Origin of the sequence: Niallia circulans (assembly GCF_007273535.1) — a bacterium.
GTDB classification, from domain to species: domain Bacteria; phylum Bacillota; class Bacilli; order Bacillales; family Cytobacillaceae; genus Niallia; species Niallia circulans_B.
The window spans coordinates 942501-962788 of the sequence record NZ_RIBP01000004.1; the positions used below are offsets into that span (position 1 = coordinate 942501).

At 41.9% G+C, this 20288-nt stretch carries 15 protein-coding genes, 4 tRNA genes and 3 rRNA genes (1 of these 22 only partly in view); all 22 read right to left on the reverse strand.

The genetic code is table 11. The features are described from left to right. A tRNA-Leu gene (locus tag CEQ21_RS12675) sits at positions 1-71 on the reverse strand; it reaches 14 nt to the left of the window's first position. A 4-nt stretch (positions 72-75) separates the two neighbouring features. Then, positions 76-151, reverse strand: a tRNA-Lys gene (locus CEQ21_RS12680). Positions 152-167: 16 nt separating this feature from the next. Beyond that, positions 168-243 (reverse strand) — tRNA-Thr (locus CEQ21_RS12685). Between the two features lie 7 nt (positions 244-250). After that, positions 251-326: transfer RNA gene (locus tag CEQ21_RS12690), tRNA-Val, on the reverse strand. Positions 327-333: 7 nt separating this feature from the next. Beyond that, positions 334-450, reverse strand: a 5S ribosomal RNA gene (gene rrf / locus CEQ21_RS12695). A 192-nt stretch (positions 451-642) separates the two neighbouring features. Next, a 23S ribosomal RNA gene (locus CEQ21_RS12700) occupies positions 643-3576 on the reverse strand. A 206-nt stretch (positions 3577-3782) separates the two neighbouring features. Next, positions 3783-5331 (reverse strand): 16S ribosomal RNA (locus CEQ21_RS12705). The 16S, 23S and 5S rRNA genes sit together here with 4 tRNA genes alongside, the layout of an rRNA operon. A gap of 399 nt (positions 5332-5730) precedes the next feature. Continuing rightward, positions 5731-7224, reverse strand: a complete 1494-nt coding sequence (lysS, locus tag CEQ21_RS12710) for a lysine--tRNA ligase (protein ID WP_185764856.1) — start codon at positions 7222-7224, stop codon at positions 5731-5733. 180 nt (positions 7225-7404) lie between these two features. Next, the gene (gene dusB, locus CEQ21_RS12715; RefSeq protein WP_185764857.1) at positions 7405-8397 is read right to left on the reverse strand and encodes a tRNA dihydrouridine synthase DusB; all 993 of its coding nucleotides are present in this window, start codon (positions 8395-8397) and stop codon (positions 7405-7407) included. Between the two features lie 20 nt (positions 8398-8417). Continuing rightward, entirely contained in the window at positions 8418-8633 is a 216-nt protein-coding gene (locus CEQ21_RS12720; protein WP_127742490.1) for a helix-turn-helix domain-containing protein, read from the reverse strand. Next, positions 8582-9112 carry a 2-amino-4-hydroxy-6-hydroxymethyldihydropteridine diphosphokinase gene (gene folK / locus CEQ21_RS12725; protein WP_185764858.1) on the reverse strand — a complete coding sequence of 177 codons (531 nt, stop codon included), beginning with the start codon at positions 9110-9112 and terminating at the stop codon, positions 8582-8584. The genes CEQ21_RS12720 and folK overlap by 52 nt, the downstream gene beginning before the upstream one ends. Next, positions 9112-9471 carry a dihydroneopterin aldolase gene (folB, locus tag CEQ21_RS12730; RefSeq protein WP_185764859.1) on the reverse strand — a complete coding sequence of 120 codons (360 nt, stop codon included), beginning with the start codon at positions 9469-9471 and terminating at the stop codon, positions 9112-9114. Before folB ends, folK begins: the two co-directional genes overlap by 1 nt. Continuing rightward, on the reverse strand, positions 9464-10294 hold the full coding sequence (folP, locus tag CEQ21_RS12735) for a dihydropteroate synthase (RefSeq protein WP_185764860.1): 831 nt from the start codon (positions 10292-10294) through the stop codon (positions 9464-9466). The genes folB and folP overlap by 8 nt, the downstream gene beginning before the upstream one ends. Continuing rightward, positions 10295-11164, reverse strand: a complete 870-nt coding sequence (pabC, locus tag CEQ21_RS12740; RefSeq protein ID WP_185764861.1) for an aminodeoxychorismate lyase — start codon at positions 11162-11164, stop codon at positions 10295-10297. A 2-nt stretch (positions 11165-11166) separates the two neighbouring features. Then, on the reverse strand, positions 11167-11748 hold the full coding sequence (gene pabA / locus CEQ21_RS12745; RefSeq protein WP_185764862.1) for an aminodeoxychorismate/anthranilate synthase component II: 582 nt from the start codon (positions 11746-11748) through the stop codon (positions 11167-11169). Between the two features lie 8 nt (positions 11749-11756). After that, a complete protein-coding gene (locus CEQ21_RS12750; protein WP_235907246.1) occupies positions 11757-13154 on the reverse strand; it encodes an anthranilate synthase component I family protein in 1398 nt (465 codons plus the stop codon). A 114-nt stretch (positions 13155-13268) separates the two neighbouring features. Then, positions 13269-14201, reverse strand: a complete 933-nt coding sequence (gene cysK / locus CEQ21_RS12755) for a cysteine synthase A (RefSeq protein WP_185764863.1) — start codon at positions 14199-14201, stop codon at positions 13269-13271. A gap of 190 nt (positions 14202-14391) precedes the next feature. Beyond that, complete coding sequence (gene hslO / locus CEQ21_RS12760) at positions 14392-15270, reverse strand: Hsp33 family molecular chaperone HslO (RefSeq protein WP_185764864.1); 879 nt, start codon at positions 15268-15270, stop codon at positions 14392-14394. A gap of 42 nt (positions 15271-15312) precedes the next feature. Then, a complete protein-coding gene (locus tag CEQ21_RS12765) occupies positions 15313-16086 on the reverse strand; it encodes a type III pantothenate kinase (RefSeq protein ID WP_144458390.1) in 774 nt (257 codons plus the stop codon). Positions 16087-16283: 197 nt separating this feature from the next. Further along, a complete protein-coding gene (gene ftsH, locus CEQ21_RS12770) occupies positions 16284-18203 on the reverse strand; it encodes an ATP-dependent zinc metalloprotease FtsH (protein ID WP_185764865.1) in 1920 nt (639 codons plus the stop codon). A 107-nt stretch (positions 18204-18310) separates the two neighbouring features. After that, the gene (gene hpt / locus CEQ21_RS12775; RefSeq protein WP_185764866.1) at positions 18311-18859 is read right to left on the reverse strand and encodes a hypoxanthine phosphoribosyltransferase; all 549 of its coding nucleotides are present in this window, start codon (positions 18857-18859) and stop codon (positions 18311-18313) included. A 22-nt stretch (positions 18860-18881) separates the two neighbouring features. Further along, a complete protein-coding gene (gene tilS / locus CEQ21_RS12780) occupies positions 18882-20267 on the reverse strand; it encodes a tRNA lysidine(34) synthetase TilS (RefSeq protein ID WP_185764867.1) in 1386 nt (461 codons plus the stop codon). Positions 20268-20288 lie beyond the last annotated feature (21 nt).

Genomic DNA, 20288 nt, shown 5'->3' on the forward strand with positions numbered 1-20288 from the left:
GGAGTCGAACCCCCACGCCTTGCGGCGCTAGATCCTAAGTCTAGTGCGTCTGCCAATTCCGCCACACCCGCATTATGGTGAGTCATGCAGGATTCGAACCTGCGACCCTCTGATTAAAAGTCAGATGCTCTACCAACTGAGCTAATGACTCATCTTATTTTAAAAGATGGTGCCGACGAGAGGACTTGAACCCCCAACCTACTGATTACAAGTCAGTTGCTCTACCAATTGAGCTACATCGGCGTATATATGGTGGAGGATGACGGGATCGAACCGCCGACCCTCTGCTTGTAAGGCAGATGCTCTCCCAGCTGAGCTAATCCTCCGTTATATGCCTGGCGACGTCCTACTCTCACAGGGGGAGAGCCCCCAACTACCATCGGCGCTGAGAAGCTTAACTTCCGTGTTCGGTATGGGAACGGGTGTGACCTTCTCGCTATCGCCACCAGACTATTATGTTTTTATGAGTTGTTCTCTCAAAACTAAATCATATAAGAAGAAAAGCAAGAACCAAGTAATCTTTTGTCCAGCTTCAAAAGCCAAATCGTACGGCTGTTTCACTCACTCACACACAGTCTTACGACTGCTATTCGTGCGCTCCAACACCCTACCGATTTAAGCGGTCTTTTTCCGCTTTTCATTTTAGTTAAGTCCTCGATCTATTAGTATTTGTCAGCTCCACATGTCACCATGCTTCCACCTCAAACCTATCAACCTGATCATCTTTCAGGGATCTTACTAGCTTACGCTATGGGAAATCTCATCTCGAGGGGGGCTTCATGCTTAGATGCTTTCAGCACTTATCCCTTCCGCACATAGCTACCCAGCTATGCCTTTGGCAAGACAACTGGTACACCAGCGGTGCGTCCATCCCGGTCCTCTCGTACTAAGGACAGCTCCTCTCAAATTTCCTACGCCCACGACGGATAGGGACCGAACTGTCTCACGACGTTCTGAACCCAGCTCGCGTACCGCTTTAATGGGCGAACAGCCCAACCCTTGGGACCGACTACAGCCCCAGGATGCGATGAGCCGACATCGAGGTGCCAAACCTCCCCGTCGATGTGGACTCTTGGGGGAGATAAGCCTGTTATCCCCGGGGTAGCTTTTATCCGTTGAGCGATGGCCCTTCCATGCGGAACCACCGGATCACTAAGCCCGACTTTCGTCCCTGCTCGACTTGTAGGTCTCGCAGTCAAGCTCCCTTGTGCCTTTACACTCTACGAATGATTTCCAACCATTCTGAGGGAACCTTTGGGCGCCTCCGTTACTTTTTAGGAGGCGACCGCCCCAGTCAAACTGCCCACCTGACACTGTCTCCCACCCCGATAAGGGGTGCGGGTTAGAATGTCAATACAGCCAGGGTAGTATCCCACCAATGCCTCCACCGAAGCTGGCGCTCCGGCTTCCAAGGCTCCTACCTATCCTGTACAAGCTGTACCAAAATTCAATATCAGGCTACAGTAAAGCTCCACGGGGTCTTTCCGTCCTGTCGCGGGTAACCTGCATCTTCACAGGTACTATAATTTCACCGAGTCTCTCGTTGAGACAGTGCCCAGATCGTTACACCTTTCGTGCGGGTCGGAACTTACCCGACAAGGAATTTCGCTACCTTAGGACCGTTATAGTTACGGCCGCCGTTTACTGGGGCTTCAATTCAGAGCTTCGCGCGAACGCTAACCCCTCCTCTTAACCTTCCAGCACCGGGCAGGTGTCAGCCCCTATACTTCGCCTTACGGCTTCGCAGAGACCTGTGTTTTTGCTAAACAGTCGCCTGGGCCTATTCACTGCGGCTCTCTCGGGCTTGCACCCAAAAGAGCACCCCTTCTCCCGAAGTTACGGGGTCATTTTGCCGAGTTCCTTAACGAGAGTTCTCTCGCTCACCTTAGGATTCTCTCCTCGCCTACCTGTGTCGGTTTGCGGTACGGGCACCTTGAATCTCGCTAGAGGCTTTTCTTGGCAGTGTGGAATCAGGAACTTCGGTACTATATTTCCCTCGCCGTCACAGCTCCGCCTTCACGGTAATGGGATTTGCCTCATTACCAGCCTAACTGCTTGGACGTGCTAATCCAACAGCACGCTTACCCTATCCTCCTGCGTCCCCCATCGCTCAAACGATTCATAAGGTGGTACAGGAATATCAACCTGTTGTCCATCGCCTACGCTCTTCAGCCTCGGCTTAGGTCCCGACTAACCCTGAGTGGACGAGCCTTCCTCAGGAAACCTTAGGCATTCGGTGGATGAGATTCTCACTCATCTTTCGCTACTCATACCGGCATTCTCACTTCTAAGCGCTCCACCAGTCCTTACGGTCTAGCTTCAACGCCCTTAGAACGCTCTCCTACCACTGACATCATAGATGTCAATCCACAGCTTCGGTGATACGTTTAGCCCCGGTACATTTTCGGCGCAGAGTCACTCGACCAGTGAGCTATTACGCACTCTTTAAATGGTGGCTGCTTCTAAGCCAACATCCTGGTTGTCTAAGCAACTCCACATCCTTTTCCACTTAACGTATACTTTGGGACCTTAGCTGGTGGTCTGGGCTGTTTCCCTCTTGACTACGGATCTTATCACTCGCAGTCTGACTCCCAAGGATAAGTATTTGGCATTCGGAGTTTGTCTGAATTCGGTAACCCGATGGGGGCCCCTAGTCCAAACAGTGCTCTACCTCCAATACTCTTACCTTGAGGCTAGCCCTAAAGCTATTTCGGAGAGAACCAGCTATCTCCAAGTTCGATTGGAATTTCTCCGCTACCCACACCTCATCCCCGCACTTTTCAACGTGCGTGGGTTCGGGCCTCCATCCAGTGTTACCTGGACTTCACCCTGGACATGGGTAGATCACCTGGTTTCGGGTCTACGACCACATACTCTATCGCCCTATTCAGACTCGCTTTCGCTGCGGCTCCGTCTCTTCAACTTAACCTTGCATGTAATCGTAACTCGCCGGTTCATTCTACAAAAGGCACGCTATCACCCATTAATGGGCTCTAACTACTTGTAGGCACACGGTTTCAGGATCTATTTCACTCCCCTTCCGGGGTGCTTTTCACCTTTCCCTCACGGTACTGGTTCACTATCGGTCACTAGGGAGTATTTAGCCTTGGGAGATGGTCCTCCCTGCTTCCGACGGGATTTCTCGTGTCCCGCCGTACTCAGGATCCACTCAGGAGGGAACGAAGTTTCGACTACAGGGTTTTTACCTTCTGTGACTGGCCTTTCCAGACCTATTCATCTACCCCGTTCCTTTGTAACTCCATGTAGAGTGTCCTACAACCCCAAGAGGCAAGCCTCTTGGTTTGGGCTAATCCCGTTTCGCTCGCCGCTACTAAGGGAATCGCGTTTGCTTTCTCTTCCTCCGGGTACTTAGATGTTTCAGTTCCCCGGGTCTGCCTTCTGTTACTCTATGTATTCAAGTAACGATGCTATCCCATTACGGATAGCGGGTTTCCCCATTCGGAAATCTCCGGATCAAAGCTTACTTACAGCTCCCCGAAGCATATCGGTGTTAGTCCCGTCCTTCATCGGCTCCTAGTGCCAAGGCATCCACCGTGCGCCCTTTCTAACTTAACTTGATTTTGGCTAAAGATGTTACTCTTTACCCTAATTCTTCTATTTACATAGAGAATCTAAGATGGCGATTACTCGGTTTAATCTTGGTTTTTCTTCTATATGATTTAGTTTTCAAAGAACAATTTTATATCATGAGGAATTGCTCCCTCAAAACTGAACAACAAACTATCAACAATCTATGAATGGAATAAATCCATTTTCCTTAGAAAGGAGGTGATCCAGCCGCACCTTCCGATACGGCTACCTTGTTACGACTTCACCCCAATCATCTATCCCACCTTAGGCGGCTGGCTCCCAGAAGGGTTACCCCACCGACTTCGGGTGTTACAAACTCTCGTGGTGTGACGGGCGGTGTGTACAAGGCCCGGGAACGTATTCACCGCGGCATGCTGATCCGCGATTACTAGCGATTCCAGCTTCATGTAGGCGAGTTGCAGCCTACAATCCGAACTGAGAATGGTTTTATGGGATTGGCTCGACCTCGCGGTTTTGCTGCCCTTTGTACCATCCATTGTAGCACGTGTGTAGCCCAGGTCATAAGGGGCATGATGATTTGACGTCATCCCCACCTTCCTCCGGTTTGTCACCGGCAGTCACCTTAGAGTGCCCAACTGAATGCTGGCAACTAAGATCAAGGGTTGCGCTCGTTGCGGGACTTAACCCAACATCTCACGACACGAGCTGACGACAACCATGCACCACCTGTCATCCTGTCCCCGAAGGGGAACGTCCTATCTCTAGGATTGTCAGGAGATGTCAAGACCTGGTAAGGTTCTTCGCGTTGCTTCGAATTAAACCACATGCTCCACCGCTTGTGCGGGCCCCCGTCAATTCCTTTGAGTTTCAGCCTTGCGGCCGTACTCCCCAGGCGGAGTGCTTAATGCGTTTGCTGCAGCACTAAAGGGCGGAAACCCTCTAACACTTAGCACTCATCGTTTACGGCGTGGACTACCAGGGTATCTAATCCTGTTTGCTCCCCACGCTTTCGCGCCTCAGCGTCAGTTACAGACCAAAGAGTCGCCTTCGCCACTGGTGTTCCTCCACATCTCTACGCATTTCACCGCTACACGTGGAATTCCACTCTTCTCTTCTGCACTCAAGTCCCCCAGTTTCCAATGACCCTCCACGGTTGAGCCGTGGGCTTTCACATCAGACTTAAAGGACCGCCTGCGCGCGCTTTACGCCCAATAATTCCGGACAACGCTTGCCACCTACGTATTACCGCGGCTGCTGGCACGTAGTTAGCCGTGGCTTTCTGGTTAGGTACCGTCAAGGTACGAGCAGTTACTCTCGTACTTGTTCTTCCCTAACAACAGAGTTTTACGATCCGAAAACCTTCATCACTCACGCGGCGTTGCTCCGTCAGACTTTCGTCCATTGCGGAAGATTCCCTACTGCTGCCTCCCGTAGGAGTCTGGGCCGTGTCTCAGTCCCAGTGTGGCCGATCACCCTCTCAGGTCGGCTACGCATCGTCGCCTTGGTGAGCCGTTACCTCACCAACTAGCTAATGCGCCGCGGGCCCATCTGTAAGTGACAGCGTAAACCGTCTTTCAGCTTTCCTACATGAGTAGAAAAGGATTATCCGGTATTAGCTCCGGTTTCCCGAAGTTATCCCAGTCTTACAGGCAGGTTGCCCACGTGTTACTCACCCGTCCGCCGCTAACTTAAAAAGCAAGCTTTTTAAGTCCGCTCGACTTGCATGTATTAGGCACGCCGCCAGCGTTCGTCCTGAGCCAGGATCAAACTCTCCGATAAAGAGTAAGATTAGCTCATTGCTAAACTCTAGCTTTTTGTTACTTGTTTTTGTTTCTATAACGAAGTTATAAAAACGATTATTGTTGACGTTTGTTTGTTCAGTTTTCAAAGAGCAATTTTCTGTCGCTATCAGACGACTTTATTAATATTACCAGAAGTCATTTATGTAGTCAACAGTTTTTTAAATTTATTTTTCATTTTCGTTACTATCTTGTTTCAGCAACGAATATAAATATACCACCGTAATTAATAGGATGCAACTATTTTTTTAAAGAAAAAATATTCTAATAACTATATTTCCATTTTACCCATAAGAATTGGTTCAAAACCAATAGACAACCTAAATATTTTCTTTATATTAAAAGCCCCGGAATGACAGTCCATTCCGGGGCTTCTACATTATGAGCGATGTCTCATTAATGGGAATAATAGTACATCTCGGATAGATGGTGCATTTGTTAAAAGCATAACTAGTCTATCGATACCGATTCCTAGTCCACCTGTTGGAGGCATGCCATATTCAAGTGCCTCTACAAAATCATCATCCATAAGATGCGCTTCATCATTTCCTTGCTCACGTTCTTTCACTTGCGCTTCGAATCTTTCTCTTTGATCGATTGGATCATTTAATTCAGTGAAGGCATTTGCATGCTCTCTTCCTACAATGAATAATTCAAAACGATCAGTGAAGCGTGGATCTTCATCATTCTTTTTCGCTAATGGTGAAATTTCAAGCGGATGCCCATAAATAAACGTAGGCTGAATCAGCTTTTCCTCTACTCTTTGCTCAAAGAACTCGTTAACAATATGTCCGTAAGTCATATTATCATTGATTTCAATATTGTTTTCTTTAGCTAATTTTCTAGCTACCTCAACAGTCATATGCGGCCAGAAATCAACGCCAGTATATTGTTTAATTGCATCAACCATATGCAGTCTTGTCCACTCTGGTTTTAGATCAACTTCATATTCACCATATGGTATTGTTGTTGTTCCATGTATTTCTTGAGAGATATGTGCTACAAGGTTTTCTGTCAGGCTCATAATATCACGATAGTCTGCATATGCCTCATAAAGTTCAATCATCGTAAACTCAGGGTTATGTCTTGTAGAAACCCCTTCATTTCTAAATACACGCCCAATTTCATAAACCTTCTCCATGCCGCCGACAATCAGTCTTTTCAGATGAAGTTCAATAGCAATACGCATATATAAAGGCATATCTAATGCATTATGATGTGTAATAAACGGACGCGCGGATGCACCGCCTGCAATTGAATGCATCATCGGTGTTTCTACTTCTAGATAACCGTTATCATCAAGATATCTGCGCATAGATTGGATGATTTTGCTGCGAAGAATGAATGTATGCTTACTTTCTTCACTTGAAATCAAATCAAGATAGCGTTGACGGTAACGCTGCTCAATATCTTTTAGACCGTGGAACTTATCTGGCAGTGGACGCAATGCTTTTGTCAGCAATGTGAAATCCTTAACCTTAATAGAAAGTTCACCAACATTTGTCTTGAACAGAGTTCCCTCTACTCCAACTATGTCCCCTAAATCAACCGTATTAAAGATAGCATATTGTTCCTCGCCAACCGCATCTTTTCTTACATAAAGCTGTATTTGTCCTTCAAGGTCTTGAATATGAGCAAAACCTGCTTTACCTTTACCTCTTTTTGTCATTACTCTTCCTGCAATAGAAACGATAATGCCTTTTTCCTCAAGCTCTTCCTTTGTAAAAGCATCGTATTGGCTTTTCAATTCCTGTGATAAGTGAGTACGCTCAAATCTTTTACCAAAAGGATCTATACCTTGATCACGAAGATCAGTCATTTTGTTTCGTCTTACTTGTAATTGGTCATTTAAATTCAATTCTTCATGACTCATACTAAAATCATCTCCACTATCTTTATTTATGTATGACACCCATAAGGAAACCGTAATTTTAATTACATACTTTATTATTCTACACAATGTTACAACTACAGACACTAAAAAAGAAAAAAAACTGCCAGTTTTTTTCACCGGCAGCCTTTAAGTCAGGTATATGCAATAGAAATAAGGTAATTATCCTACTTGTATTTCCTTTTCTTTCGTTTCTAGTACTAAACTATTTAATACAGAAACAAGCTGCTCACGAGTTTCACATTCATTAACAGCATTACGTACCTTCCCATTGCCAGGGACTCCCTTTAAATACCATGCTGCATGCTTTCTCATTTCTCTAATGGCGACATATTCACTTTTCAATTCAATTAAACGGTCTAAATGAAGAATACATACATCTATTTTTTCACGTGCAGTTGGCTCTTCCACAAGCTCTCCTGTTTCGAGATAATTCACAGTGCGGTAAATCATCCATGGATTACCTAATGCAGCTCTACCGATCATTACTGCATCACAACCAGTTTCCTCAAGCATTCTTTTAGCATCCTGCGGCGTGTTCACATCTCCATTCCCGATAAGTGGAATGTTAATAGATTGCTTAACCTCACGAATAATGTCCCAGTTTGCTTGACCTTCATACAACTGCACTCGAGTACGTCCATGCAGTGACACTGCTGAACCACCGGCACGCTCAACCGCCTGGGCATTTCGCACAGCATATATATGCTCTTCATCCCAGCCCATGCGCATTTTCACTGTAACTGGTTTATCTACCGCTTCAACTACAGCTGAAACCATGTCATAAATCTTATTTGGATCAAGAAGCCATTTTGCACCTGCATCGCATTTCGTAATCTTAGGAACAGGACATCCCATATTGATATCAATAATGTCAGCATTAGTATTTTTATCTACAAACCGAGCCGCTTCTACTAATGTATCCTTTTCTCCACCGAAAATTTGCAAGCTTAGAGGATTTTCTCGTTCATCTATATATAACATATTCATTGTCTTTTGGTTTTTTGAAACAATCCCCTTGTCACTGATCATTTCTGCACAAACCAAACCAGCTCCGAATTCCTTTACTGTTAAGCGAAATGCCGAGTTAGATATTCCTGCCATCGGCGCTAAAACAACACGGTTTTTCATCTCAACATTGCCAATCTTAAACAAGCAATTACCTCCTTCTTGCATTACCTATTAACATTTGGGTCTAACTCTTCTCTGCTTATATTTAAAACTCTAACGATTGAGTCAATAATCTCATCAGAGGGAACTCTGTTTCCTCTTTCTATTTCTCCCAATATCGATACAGACACAAGCAGTTCTTTTGCCAACTTCTCTTGTGTATATCCTTTTAGTTTTCGAAAAGCGCGAATACGTCTTCCCCATTTTTCTGATGTCTCCATACTCTTACTCCTTCTTTATCATGCAAAAGCTCTAGACTTTCTTTTAAATGCGTTGATTTATTCGGTACTTTCACGAAAGGAGCTATCTCTATAAGCGGAATTAATACAAACGCCCGCTCCTCCATTCTTGGATGTGGAATAATTAGCTTCTCTGATTCTATATTTTCGTGATTAAACAATAAAATGTCAAGGTCTATTGTTCGTGGCCCCCATCTTATTATCCTTTTCCTTCCAAGCTTTTGTTCTATATCTTGGCAAGCCCCTAATAAATCAAACGGTGAAAGCAAAGTCCTTACTTGTACAGCTATATTCAAAAACATTTCCTGCTCCTCATACCCTACAGGATCTGTTTCATAAATAGAGGAAACACTTACCACCTCTATACTATTATTTTGTTCTAGCATAAGCACAGCTTCTCTTAAATTTTCTAGCCGTTCACCTATATTTGAACCTAATGATAAAAATGCAGTGTTACTCATTAGCGTTTCCTCAATATCTCAACAGAAACAGATTGATAATGACCAGGAATAGGCGGGTCGGGCTTAATAACACGTACCATTACACCGTGCACTCGATTATAGCTGTTTAGCATTTTATCAGCTATCGCTTCAGCGACAGCTTCAATTAATTTGAACGGTTTACCTTCTACAATTTCCTTGACATCAAAATAAAGCTGCCCATAATTAATGGAATACTCCAAGTTATCTGTTGTGCCTGCTTGTTGTAAATCTGTCTCTACTTCTAAATCAACTATAAATCTTTGTCCTAATTTAGTTTCCTCTTGAAAAACCCCATGATAGCCATAGAATTCCATCTTGTTTAATGCTATCTTATCCACTGTACTGCCCCTTTCCCATTAAAGCATCCATCATGCGCGCCATTCTGGTCATTTCCTTAACATCATGAACTCGAACAATTTGGCAGCCTTTTTGTATACCAAAGCACACTGTAGCTCCCGTTCCTTCCATTCTTTCTGATACAGGCAAATCTAGAACATTACCGATCATAGATTTTTTGGAAGTACCAAGCAGAACAGGATAACCTAACGCTACAAACTTGTCCAAGTTCCGCATCATTTCTAGGTTAGTTGTTAAGTTCTTTGCAAAGCCTATTCCAGGATCAAGAATGATCTTATCTTTGTTAACACCGAATTTTAGAGATATATTAATGCTTTCCTCCATGTCAGCAAGTACATCATCTATGAAAGACTGATAGTCCTGATCGTTGCGATTATGCATAAGGATAATCGGCGCATCATAATCCGCTGCTACAGTAGCGATTTCTGGCTCTCGCTTTGCTCCCCATATATCATTAATAATATGTGCCCCTGCTTCCATAGCTGACCTTGCCACACTTGCCTTATAAGTATCAATAGAGATAGGAACATCCACTTCCTTCGAGAGCAACTCAATAATAGGAGCAACCCGATCGATTTCTTCCTCTGCTGTTATCTCGATATATCCCGGTCTTGTTGATTCCCCGCCAATATCTAAAATATCAGCCCCGTTTTCTACCATTTCCACTGCATGCTTCAGTGCCTTGTCCAGTTGATTATACTTTCCTCCATCTGAAAAAGAATCTGGATTAACATTCAATATCCCCATAATCAGTGTTTTTTCATTAAAAGGAAGTGTATACTTTCCGCAACGTATTTCCTGCATTCACCTATTACCTCCCAGCTCCGCTATTGACCATAATGTCGAACAGCTTTTTTTGTATTCCTTATGAAGCATTTGTACCATTTGGCCAGCTGCTCCTTTATAATTTTTCAATCCAATGCTTTTGATTGGAATAATTTCCTGAATGGAGTTTGTGGCGAAAACCTCATCTGCCTGTAGCAGCTCTTCAGGTAAATAAAGTCCCTCCCTTACCTCTAAACCTGTCCGGTTTGCTTGTGCAAGAATATATTGTCTAGTGATTCCATTCAATATCCCCGTTTCCAAACTCGGTGTGTATAAGACCTTATCTTTTATCCAAAAAAGATTGGAGGTTATCCCTTCAGCAACATAGCCTTCTTTTGTTAGAAAGATCCCTTCCGTCAACAAATCATCACCAATTTCTCTTTTCGCTAAAAGATTATTTAAATAATGGTGTGACTTAAGCCTTTCACTACCCTCTGGTGTATTTCTGTTAATCTTCAGCCATTCTGCTTTTTTCTCTACCAGCTTTTCTATTGCTTGTAATGGTTTCATATACATTATAACGTTTGAATCATTATAGGGAGTTGTTTGAAGTCCTATTTCTCCTATTCCTGCAGAAACATTAAAACGAATATACGCATTTTCCAGACTGTTCTTTGTTAATAATCGCTGGATTATAGCATTTATTTCCTCCCTTTGAAACCTGCGGGTAATATTCAACTGTCCGAGTCCCCTATTCAACCGCTCTAAATGGCTGTCTAATAGGAATGGATGTTTGTTGTATGTGCGAAATGTCTCAAACAATCCGGCTCCATACATAAACCCATGATCAAAAACCGATACATATGCCTTTTCCTTAGGGAGGATTTCTTCATTTATATAAATATACATAATCAGGCGTCCCCTTTTTTATATAGCTCCACAAAGTTAGACAAAAGCTCCATGCCGGCAGTTGTCATAATTGATTCAGGATGAAATTGAACGGCCTCAATGGGCAACTCTTTATGGCGTAAGCCCATAATTTCTCCTGCATCAGTCCAAGCAGATACCTCTAAACAATCAGGCAGGGAGTGTTTCTCTACAATAAGAGAATGATATCTTGTTGCAGGGAAAGGATTTGGAAGCCCCCGAAATATTGTTTTGTTATCATGATGGATAAGGGATGTTTTTCCATGCATTAAGTTTTCAGCTTGAATTACTGTGCCGCCGAACACTTGAGCAATCGCCTGATGCCCTAAGCACACTCCAAAAATAGGAAGCTTTCCAGCAAAAGCCCTAATCGCCTCAAGACTTATCCCTGCTTCATTTGGTGTACACGGCCCTGGTGATATCATTAAATATTCCGGCTGATTCCTTCTTATCTCTTCGATAGATGTCTTATTATTACGGCTGACGGTCAGTTCCTTCCCTAATGAGCCCAAGTATTGCACTAGATTATACGTAAATGAATCATAATTATCGATCATGTATATCATTTTTCCACCTACTTCTCTTCTGCCAGCTCTTTTGCATTCCATAAAGCTCTGGCTTTTTTCATTGATTCCTTATATTCATTACTCGGGACAGAATCGATAACAATTCCAGCTCCTGCTTGTACATAAGCTTTATTGTCCTTCACGAGCATTGTCCTAATCATAATATTTAATTCAACATCGTTATTAAATCCGATCCAGCCTAGTGAACCAGTATACGGCCCTCTCCTGACAGGCTCAAGCTCTTCAATAATTTCCATCGTTCGTATTTTCGGAGCTCCCGTTATCGTTCCTCCTGGAAACATACTGTCAATTAAATCATATTCATCACAGTCAGGAGCAAGCCTGCCTCTTACATTTGATACAATATGCATGACATGTGAATACTTTTCTATCGCCATAAATTCATTAACTTCAACAGAGCCGTATTCACTTACCCTGCCCAGGTCATTTCGCTCTAGGTCAACAAGCATAACATGCTCTGCCCGTTCTTTTTCGCTTCCGATTAGTTCATCCGCAAGCTTTTGATCTTCCTGATCATCTTTCCCTCTTGATCTTGTCCCCGCTATTGGACGTGTACTAATCTCATTGTCCTTTTTCTTCACTAACAGTTCAGGTGAACCGGAAACAAGCTGAAATTCAGGTGTGTGGAAATATCCCATATACGGTGATGGATTCAAAATGCGCAGTTGATTATATACATCTAAAGCTGAAACGCCCAAAGGAGTCATTTGCCGAACCGATAAGTTCACTTGAAAAACGTCTCCCTGAGCAATATAATCTTGTATTTTTCTAACCGATTGCTGGAACTCGTTATCCTTTATCGAAACTTGTTGGCCCTCTGTTTTTTCAGGTGCTATCGTTTGAAGTGTGGAATCTTTTCGCTCATGAAATTTTTTCACTGCTGACTCTACACCATCCTTCACAGCAGTAATATTTTCGTCTTTGTAAAGGTTTGATAACCAAAGCTTCTTTTCCTGCAAATCGTAAACATACCAATTGTCAAAGAGCATGAAGAAAACATCTGGCGTTTCTAAATCATCTGCTGCTAGATTTGGCAGTTCTTCGATATAGCGAATATAATCATAGCTGATGAATCCAATTGCTCCTCCTTGAAACTCAGGAGACTCATGGTTACTCTCCACTTCATATTCCTTCATCTTCCTTTTAACAGAATGGAGCGGGTTGCCTTTAATTATTGTTGTACCATCTATGTCTGCTACTTCAAGTGAATTATTCTTTCCAATCATTGTGACAATAGGGTTCATTGCAGCAATACTGTATCTTCCGCCCCTTCCACTTTCCAAAATGGTATAATATTGCGCTTCCTGAGCCATCTGGATAAACTGTTCATAAAACTGTTCATATGAAATGCTTATACTTCTGCTATAAACCTTATATTTTTTCACTTCACTATCGCTCCTTCGAATTCTCTTTTATCATCATACATGATGAATTGGAGGAAAACCAAAAAAATTTGACAACAAAAAAAGCAGCCGATAGGCTGCTTTTTTTCTTTTCTATTACTCTTCATCAAATTGATACAACGCTGTGCTCAAATAACGTTCTCCGTTACTTGGGATAATTGCTACAACTTTTTTGCCCTTACCTAGTTCTTTAGCAACCTTCAAGGCAGCATAGATCGCAGCACCAGAAGAGATTCCCCCAAGAATACCTTCCTCTTTACCTGCTTTTCTAGCGTAATCGAACGCTTGTTCCGTTGTCACTTGAATGATTTCATCATAAACTTCGCTGTTTAGGATTTCTGGAACAAAGCCTGCACCGATTCCTTGGATTTTGTGGGGACCAGGTTTCCCACCAGATAACACTGGAGAATCTGTTGGTTCCACTGCATAAATTTTAATATCATTATACTTTTCCTTCAGAACTTCTCCAGCACCCGTGATTGTTCCGCCAGTTCCAATTCCGGCGATAAATGCATCCACGCTATCATCACCAAAAGCTGCAATGATTTCTGGTCCTGTAGTGTTTCTATGAACTTCGGGATTAGATACGTTCTTAAATTGCTGTGGAAGGAAATAGCCGTTTTCCTTAGCTAATTCTTCCGCTTTGCGGATAGCACCGCCCATGCCCTCAGGACCTGGTGTCAATACTAGTTCAGCACCGTATGCTCTTAGCAGGTTACGGCGTTCTAAACTCATCGTTTCAGGCATTACAAGGATTGACTTATAACCTTTTGCTGCAGCAACCATTGCTAGCCCAATTCCAGTGTTACCACTAGTAGGTTCAATAATTGTGCTGTCCGGTTTCAAGTCACCGCTCTTTTCAGCTGCTTCTATCATTGCTAGAGCAATACGGTCTTTAACACTGCTTCCAGGATTCATATATTCTAATTTAAGGTATACATCTGCACTTGATTCATCTGTTAAACGGTTTAATTTCACAATAGGAGTTTGACCTATTAAATCTACAACTGAGTTAGCAATACGAGTCATTCTTAATCTCTCCCTTATCTTTAATCCGAGTATATTAATTGGTATTGTATTATTAATTTATCAATGAATGCCTATTTTGTCAATTGATTTGTTCTTATTTTCTGAAAAAAGCCAAACGGATTATTTACTGTAAAAACTTACGATAACACAGAAAAAAGAGCCTGTGCACTTTGGCACTTGGCTCTCATCTTCACTTCGCTTCTTCAAGAAGCTCTTCTAGCTCTTCTTTAGTGAAAAGGTACTTTTCATTACAGAAATGACAGTGTGCTTCAGCCTTTTCATCTGTTGCAATCATATCTTCAAGCTCCGCTTTACCTAAGCTGATGATTGCATTAGTAAACCGTTCTTTAGAGCATGTACATGTAAAGGAAATCGGCATTGTTTCAATAATCTTCAAATTATCTTTTTCGAATATCTCTTCAAGAATTTCCTCTGGAGTAAGACCTCTTTGAATTAATTTGGAAATTGGCGGTATTTGTTGTAATCTCTGCTCAATTTTCGTGATTGTTTCGTCATCTGTTCCCGGTAAAAGCTGAATGATAAAGCCCCCAGCTGCTAGAATTGAATTATCAGGATTTACAAGCACCCCAACACCAACAGATGATGGTACTTGCTCAGAAGTTACTAAATAGTAGGTGAAATCATCTCCAAGCTCACCAGAAACAATCGGTACTTGGCCAGTAAAGTAGTCACGCATGCCAATGTCCTTCACAACAGAAAGCGTTCCTTCTGTCCCAACAGCTCTTCTTACATCTAGTTTTCCATTTTCGTTAAGGTCAAAATGTGTTTGTGGGTTTGTTACGTACCCTCTCACTTCACCCTTTGCATTACCATCAGCCAAAATCGCACCTATAGGTCCGCCGCCGTCAACTTTTACAGTTAATTTTTGATCACCTTTTAGCATCGCTCCCAGCATTGCCGTTGCAGAAAGTGTTCTTCCCAACGCTGCAGATGCAGTCGGCCATGTGTAATGTCTGCGCTGTGCCTCTGCAACTGTCTCTGTGCTTTTTACAGCATATGCTCGCACTTGGTCATTAAAAGCTAATGCTTTTACTAAATAGTCACTCATATAATACCCCTTTTCTAATTAGCTTCTCCCAGCAATATGGTGTTATTTGCTTTCTTTGTTCTTTTTATATATAAGCTGCAATCCCTTTAATGTTAAAAACGGATCTACAATGTCAATCGCATTTGATTCTTGACTAATAAGGTTAGCTAAACCTCCAGTTGCAATAACTTTCGGATTTTCCTTGCTCTGTTCCTTCATTCTTTTTACAATACCCTCAACTTGTCCAACATATCCATATAATATCCCAGATTGCATTGCCGAAACCGTGTTTTTACCAACGACTCCATCAGGGCGGGCAATCTCTATTCTTGGCAGCTTAGCAGCCTTTGAGTAAAGTGCTTCTGTCGCAATATTAATGCCAGGTGCAATTGCTCCACCCATATATTGCTTATGTTCGTTTATATAACAAAAAGTTGTCGCTGTTCCAAAATCTACAACGATTAATGGGCTGCCGTACTCATGAATAGCTGCAACTGCATTCACTATTCTGTCAGCACCAACCTCTTTTGGATTATCATATTTAATGTTTAATCCTGTTTTCGTTCCAGGTCCCACCACTAAAGGTTTAATATTAAAGTACTTCTGACACATTCTCTCTAAAGAGAACATGATAGGAGGAACTACAGAGGAAATGATAATCCCATCAATATCCGAGAATTTCAAACCAACATGATCAAACAAGGACTTGATTATCATGCCATACTCATCCTCTGTTTTAAACCGGTTTGTCTCAATTCTCCAATGTTGAGTCAATTTATCGCCATCATATACTCCAAGCACAATATTTGTATTCCCAATATCAAAAACAAAAATCAAAGTCAGTCACCACTTTTTTAGTATTCTTCAAACACCATCTATTTAAGCAGCGGCTGCCTTCAATAGATGTATGGATTATCAGCACTAAATATCATAACATACGAGCATTTGTAAGTGAAATCCAATGACCTCAGGCAAAATAAAAAAAAGGGATGCACCATGTGCATCCCTTCTCGTAACAGCCTATTCACTGAAGATTAATCTTCTTTAGGCTCTTCATCTTCTTTTTTCATGTTGATGTTAACTTTCACATCATCATTAGTGAAAGAGTCAGCTTTTTTTGAACGATCTGGAAGAACTCCATCCTTATAAAGGCTGTTGATTTGCTCTGCATCCAATGTTTCGATTTCCAACAATGTTTCAGCAATCAAGTTTAGTTTTTCCCTGTTTTCAGTTAAGATTGTTTTCGCTCTTTCATAGCTCTCTTTAATGATGCGTTGAATTTCCTGGTCAATATCGTAAGCAATAGCATCTGAATAGTTTTGCTCATTATTCAAATCTCTGCCAAGGAATACTTGACCTCCTTGCGCTTGGCCAAACTGAAGTGGTCCTAGCTTTTCACTCATTCCATATTCAGTAACCATTTTGCGTGCAATATTTGTTGCTCTTTGGAAGTCATTATGTGCACCAGTGCTGACTTCGCCAAAGACGATGTCTTCTGCCACACGACCACCCAGCAAACCAGTAATCTTATCTAATAACTCTTTTTTCGTCATTAGGAAACGATCTTCTTTAGGAAGCATTACTGCATATCCTCCAGCTTGACCTCTTGGAACGATAGTAACTTTGTGCACCATATCTGCTTCATCAAGAACAACCCCAATGATTGTATGACCAGCTTCATGATAGGCAACAATGTTTCTTTCTTTTTTAGAGATGACACGGCTTTTCTTAGATGGACCAGCGATAACACGATCTGTCGCCTCATCCATATCTTCCATATCAATCTTTTTCTTATCTGATCTTGCAGCAACAAGTGCTGCTTCGTTCAATAGGTTTTCCAAATCTGCACCTGAGAAACCTGGTGTACGCATTGCAATACTCTTTAAGTCAACAGATGAATCTAATGGCTTATTGCGAGCATGTACACGTAATACAGCTTCGCGGCCTGTTACATCAGGTCTGTCAACAGTGATTTGACGGTCAAATCGGCCTGGACGTAATAATGCTGGGTCAAGAATGTCCGGTCGGTTAGTTGCAGCGACAATGATTATCCCTTCGTTTGCACCAAACCCGTCCATTTCAACCAATAGCTGGTTCAAAGTCTGTTCACGCTCGTCATGGCCTCCGCCAAGACCTGCTCCACGCTGACGCCCTACAGCATCAATCTCATCTATAAAGATAATACATGGCGCATTCTTTTTCGCTGTTTCAAATAGGTCACGTACACGAGATGCACCGACCCCTACAAACATTTCTACGAAGTCAGATCCGCTGATGGAGAAGAACGGAACGCCTGCTTCACCTGCTACTGCTCTTGCAAGCAATGTTTTACCTGTACCTGGAGGTCCATTAAGAAGGACACCCTTAGGAATTCTTGCGCCTAACTCAGCAAATTTTCTTGGATCTTTCAGGAATTCTACAACTTCCACTAGCTCTTGCTTCTCTTCATCCGCTCCTGCTACATCTTTAAAACGGACTTTCTTCTTCTCTTCATTATAAAGCTTCGCTTTGCTCTTACCGAAGTTCATAACACGACTGCCGCCGCCTTGCGCTTGGTTAAGCAAGAAGAAGAACAAGATGAATATAATGACAAAAGGAATAATAGAAGTAAAGAATGTCACCCAGCTGCTTGTTTCTTGTGCAGGAAGGACATCAATTTTTGATCCTTCTGTAGCCGCTTTATCAATACGGTTTTGAACAGTTTCATTATTCGTTACATAGGATACGAAGTATTCATCCTTGCTGTAAGAGTCTAGCTGTCCTCGTAATTCTAAAACGCCTCGTTCTGGCTGCTGTGTAATCGAACTTACATCACCTGCTTCAAGGTGCTCAATCAGCTCGGTATACGATAATTGCTTGGTTGGTTCGTTATTTCCATTAAAGAAACTTACCACACCAATAATTACTAAAAATATCAATAAATAAAAGATGGTATTACGGAAAATACGGTTCATCCCTTACCTCCTCCCACGGTAAACAAACTATATTGTATAGTAACATAGAAAATTGTGTAAATTCAAGAAATTACCCTCTTGAACTCGAAACTTCCCAGTTACTCCACTTACTCGTTAGTGTTAGTATAAACTTCTGGTTTTAAAACGCCGATATAAGGCAAATTGCGGTATCTTTCTGCATAATCCAGACCGTAACCAACTACAAATTCATCTGGGACGATAAATCCAATGTAATCAGCTTGTAAATCTACTTTCCTTCCAGAAGGCTTATCAAGCAGTGTCACAATCTTGATTGATTTTGCTTTGCGATAGCGGAATAGTTCAACAAGATAGCTCAATGTCAAACCGCTGTCAATGATGTCTTCAAGTATAAGGATATCTCTACCCTCAACAGAAGTATCCAAATCCTTAAGGATTTTCACTTCACCTGAAGAAACAGTGGAATTTCCATAGCTTGATACATCCATGAAATCCATTTCAAGATATGTATCCATGCGTTTTAAAAGGTCGGCCATAAATGGCATTGCCCCTTTAAGCACTCCAACAGCCAAAGGAAACTTATCCTTGTAGTCCTCTGTCAATTGGTGTCCAAGGTCTTTAATCTTGCTTTGTAATTCTTCCTCAGAAATCAATATTTTTTCGATATCATGTTTCATTGCTTGTGTGCCCCCTAGAAGATCATTGCTTTTTATATGTTATTAATAGATTATAACCACTATTCGCCTGCTTTAAAGAATAAACAGATTTTTTTAAACCTGGGAGCCATAAAATGTTATCGTTCCCATCTGTAACAATTGGCCAGCTGTCTCTCTCTTGCAGAGGAATCTTTGCATCGATGAATATACCCTTTACTTTCTTCATCCCATCCATTCCTCTAACTTTTATCCTGTCTCCATTCCTCCTTGTTCTTATAACAATAGGTAATGTAATTAAATCAGAATCGACTATAATAGCATCTCCAGTCACATATGGAGTGTTGCTAGTATATTCTACCCTAATATAATACCCATTTGGTAATAATATCTCTCCCGTTTTTAAAATTTCATAATAAAAGGGTTCATTTGGAGAAATGTTTAATTGAAAGTGCGCCAAATTGTAGGATTTGACTACCTTCAAACCTTCTGGGAGATCAATCTTTCCGGAAGAATGTGGATTTTGAAATAATGTAATTATTTGGTTAGTATGTAAGGCGGATAATGAAGATATCTTCTCTTTATAGAGATAGTTTAATATTAGATGAATACATCTTCTTTGTAAAGAAATAGCTATTGAGAGAAATGCTTCAATGTCAATGGTTATTTCATTTTCCTTCTGATTCTTTACAACTTGCTCCCAAACGGCTTTTGTTGCTGCCATTAAAAAAGTCTCATCCTCAGCCGCTTCTTCGCTAAACCGTTGAAAATGTGCCGTAGCATTTGGGTTCTCTTTTTTCAAAAAAGGAAGAATATGCTTGCGAAATCTATTCCTGCTGTAAACTTCCTTATCGTTACTCGGATCTCTTCTAGGGAAAAGCATATACTTATTACAGTATTCCTCTATTTCCTGTTTTTCTAAACATAAAAATGGCCTAAATAAACTTCCTGGCCCAAACGGACGGCTGAAAGGAATTCCAGCTCTAGCTTTAGCACTGCTGCCTCTAGTCAAGCGCATCAAAATTGTTTCCACCTGATCATCTCCATGATGACCAAGAGCAAGGAAAGGAATCTCATATTCATCCATTACTTCCTTGTAGAATGCATAACGGTACTCTCTTGATGTCATTTGACCATTTTTCCCTGTTTCCTCTATTATTGCCGGCATATTAATTTGTTTCCACTTGATAGGAATAGACCTATCTCTACAAAAATCTTCAACAAATTTTGCCTCATCCAGCGATTCCTCCCCTCTGAACATATGATCCATATGGGCAGCCATCACACTAATATTCCAAGTCGACTCCCTGCTCCATAGGAAATGGAGGAGGGCAAGGGAATCAGGTCCTCCAGATACGCCTACCAAAACTTTTTTCCCGCTTAGGAATACTCCTTTTTTTGTTAAATAATCTTCTACTTTTTCTTCTAACATAAAAAATACTTCCTTAATTTA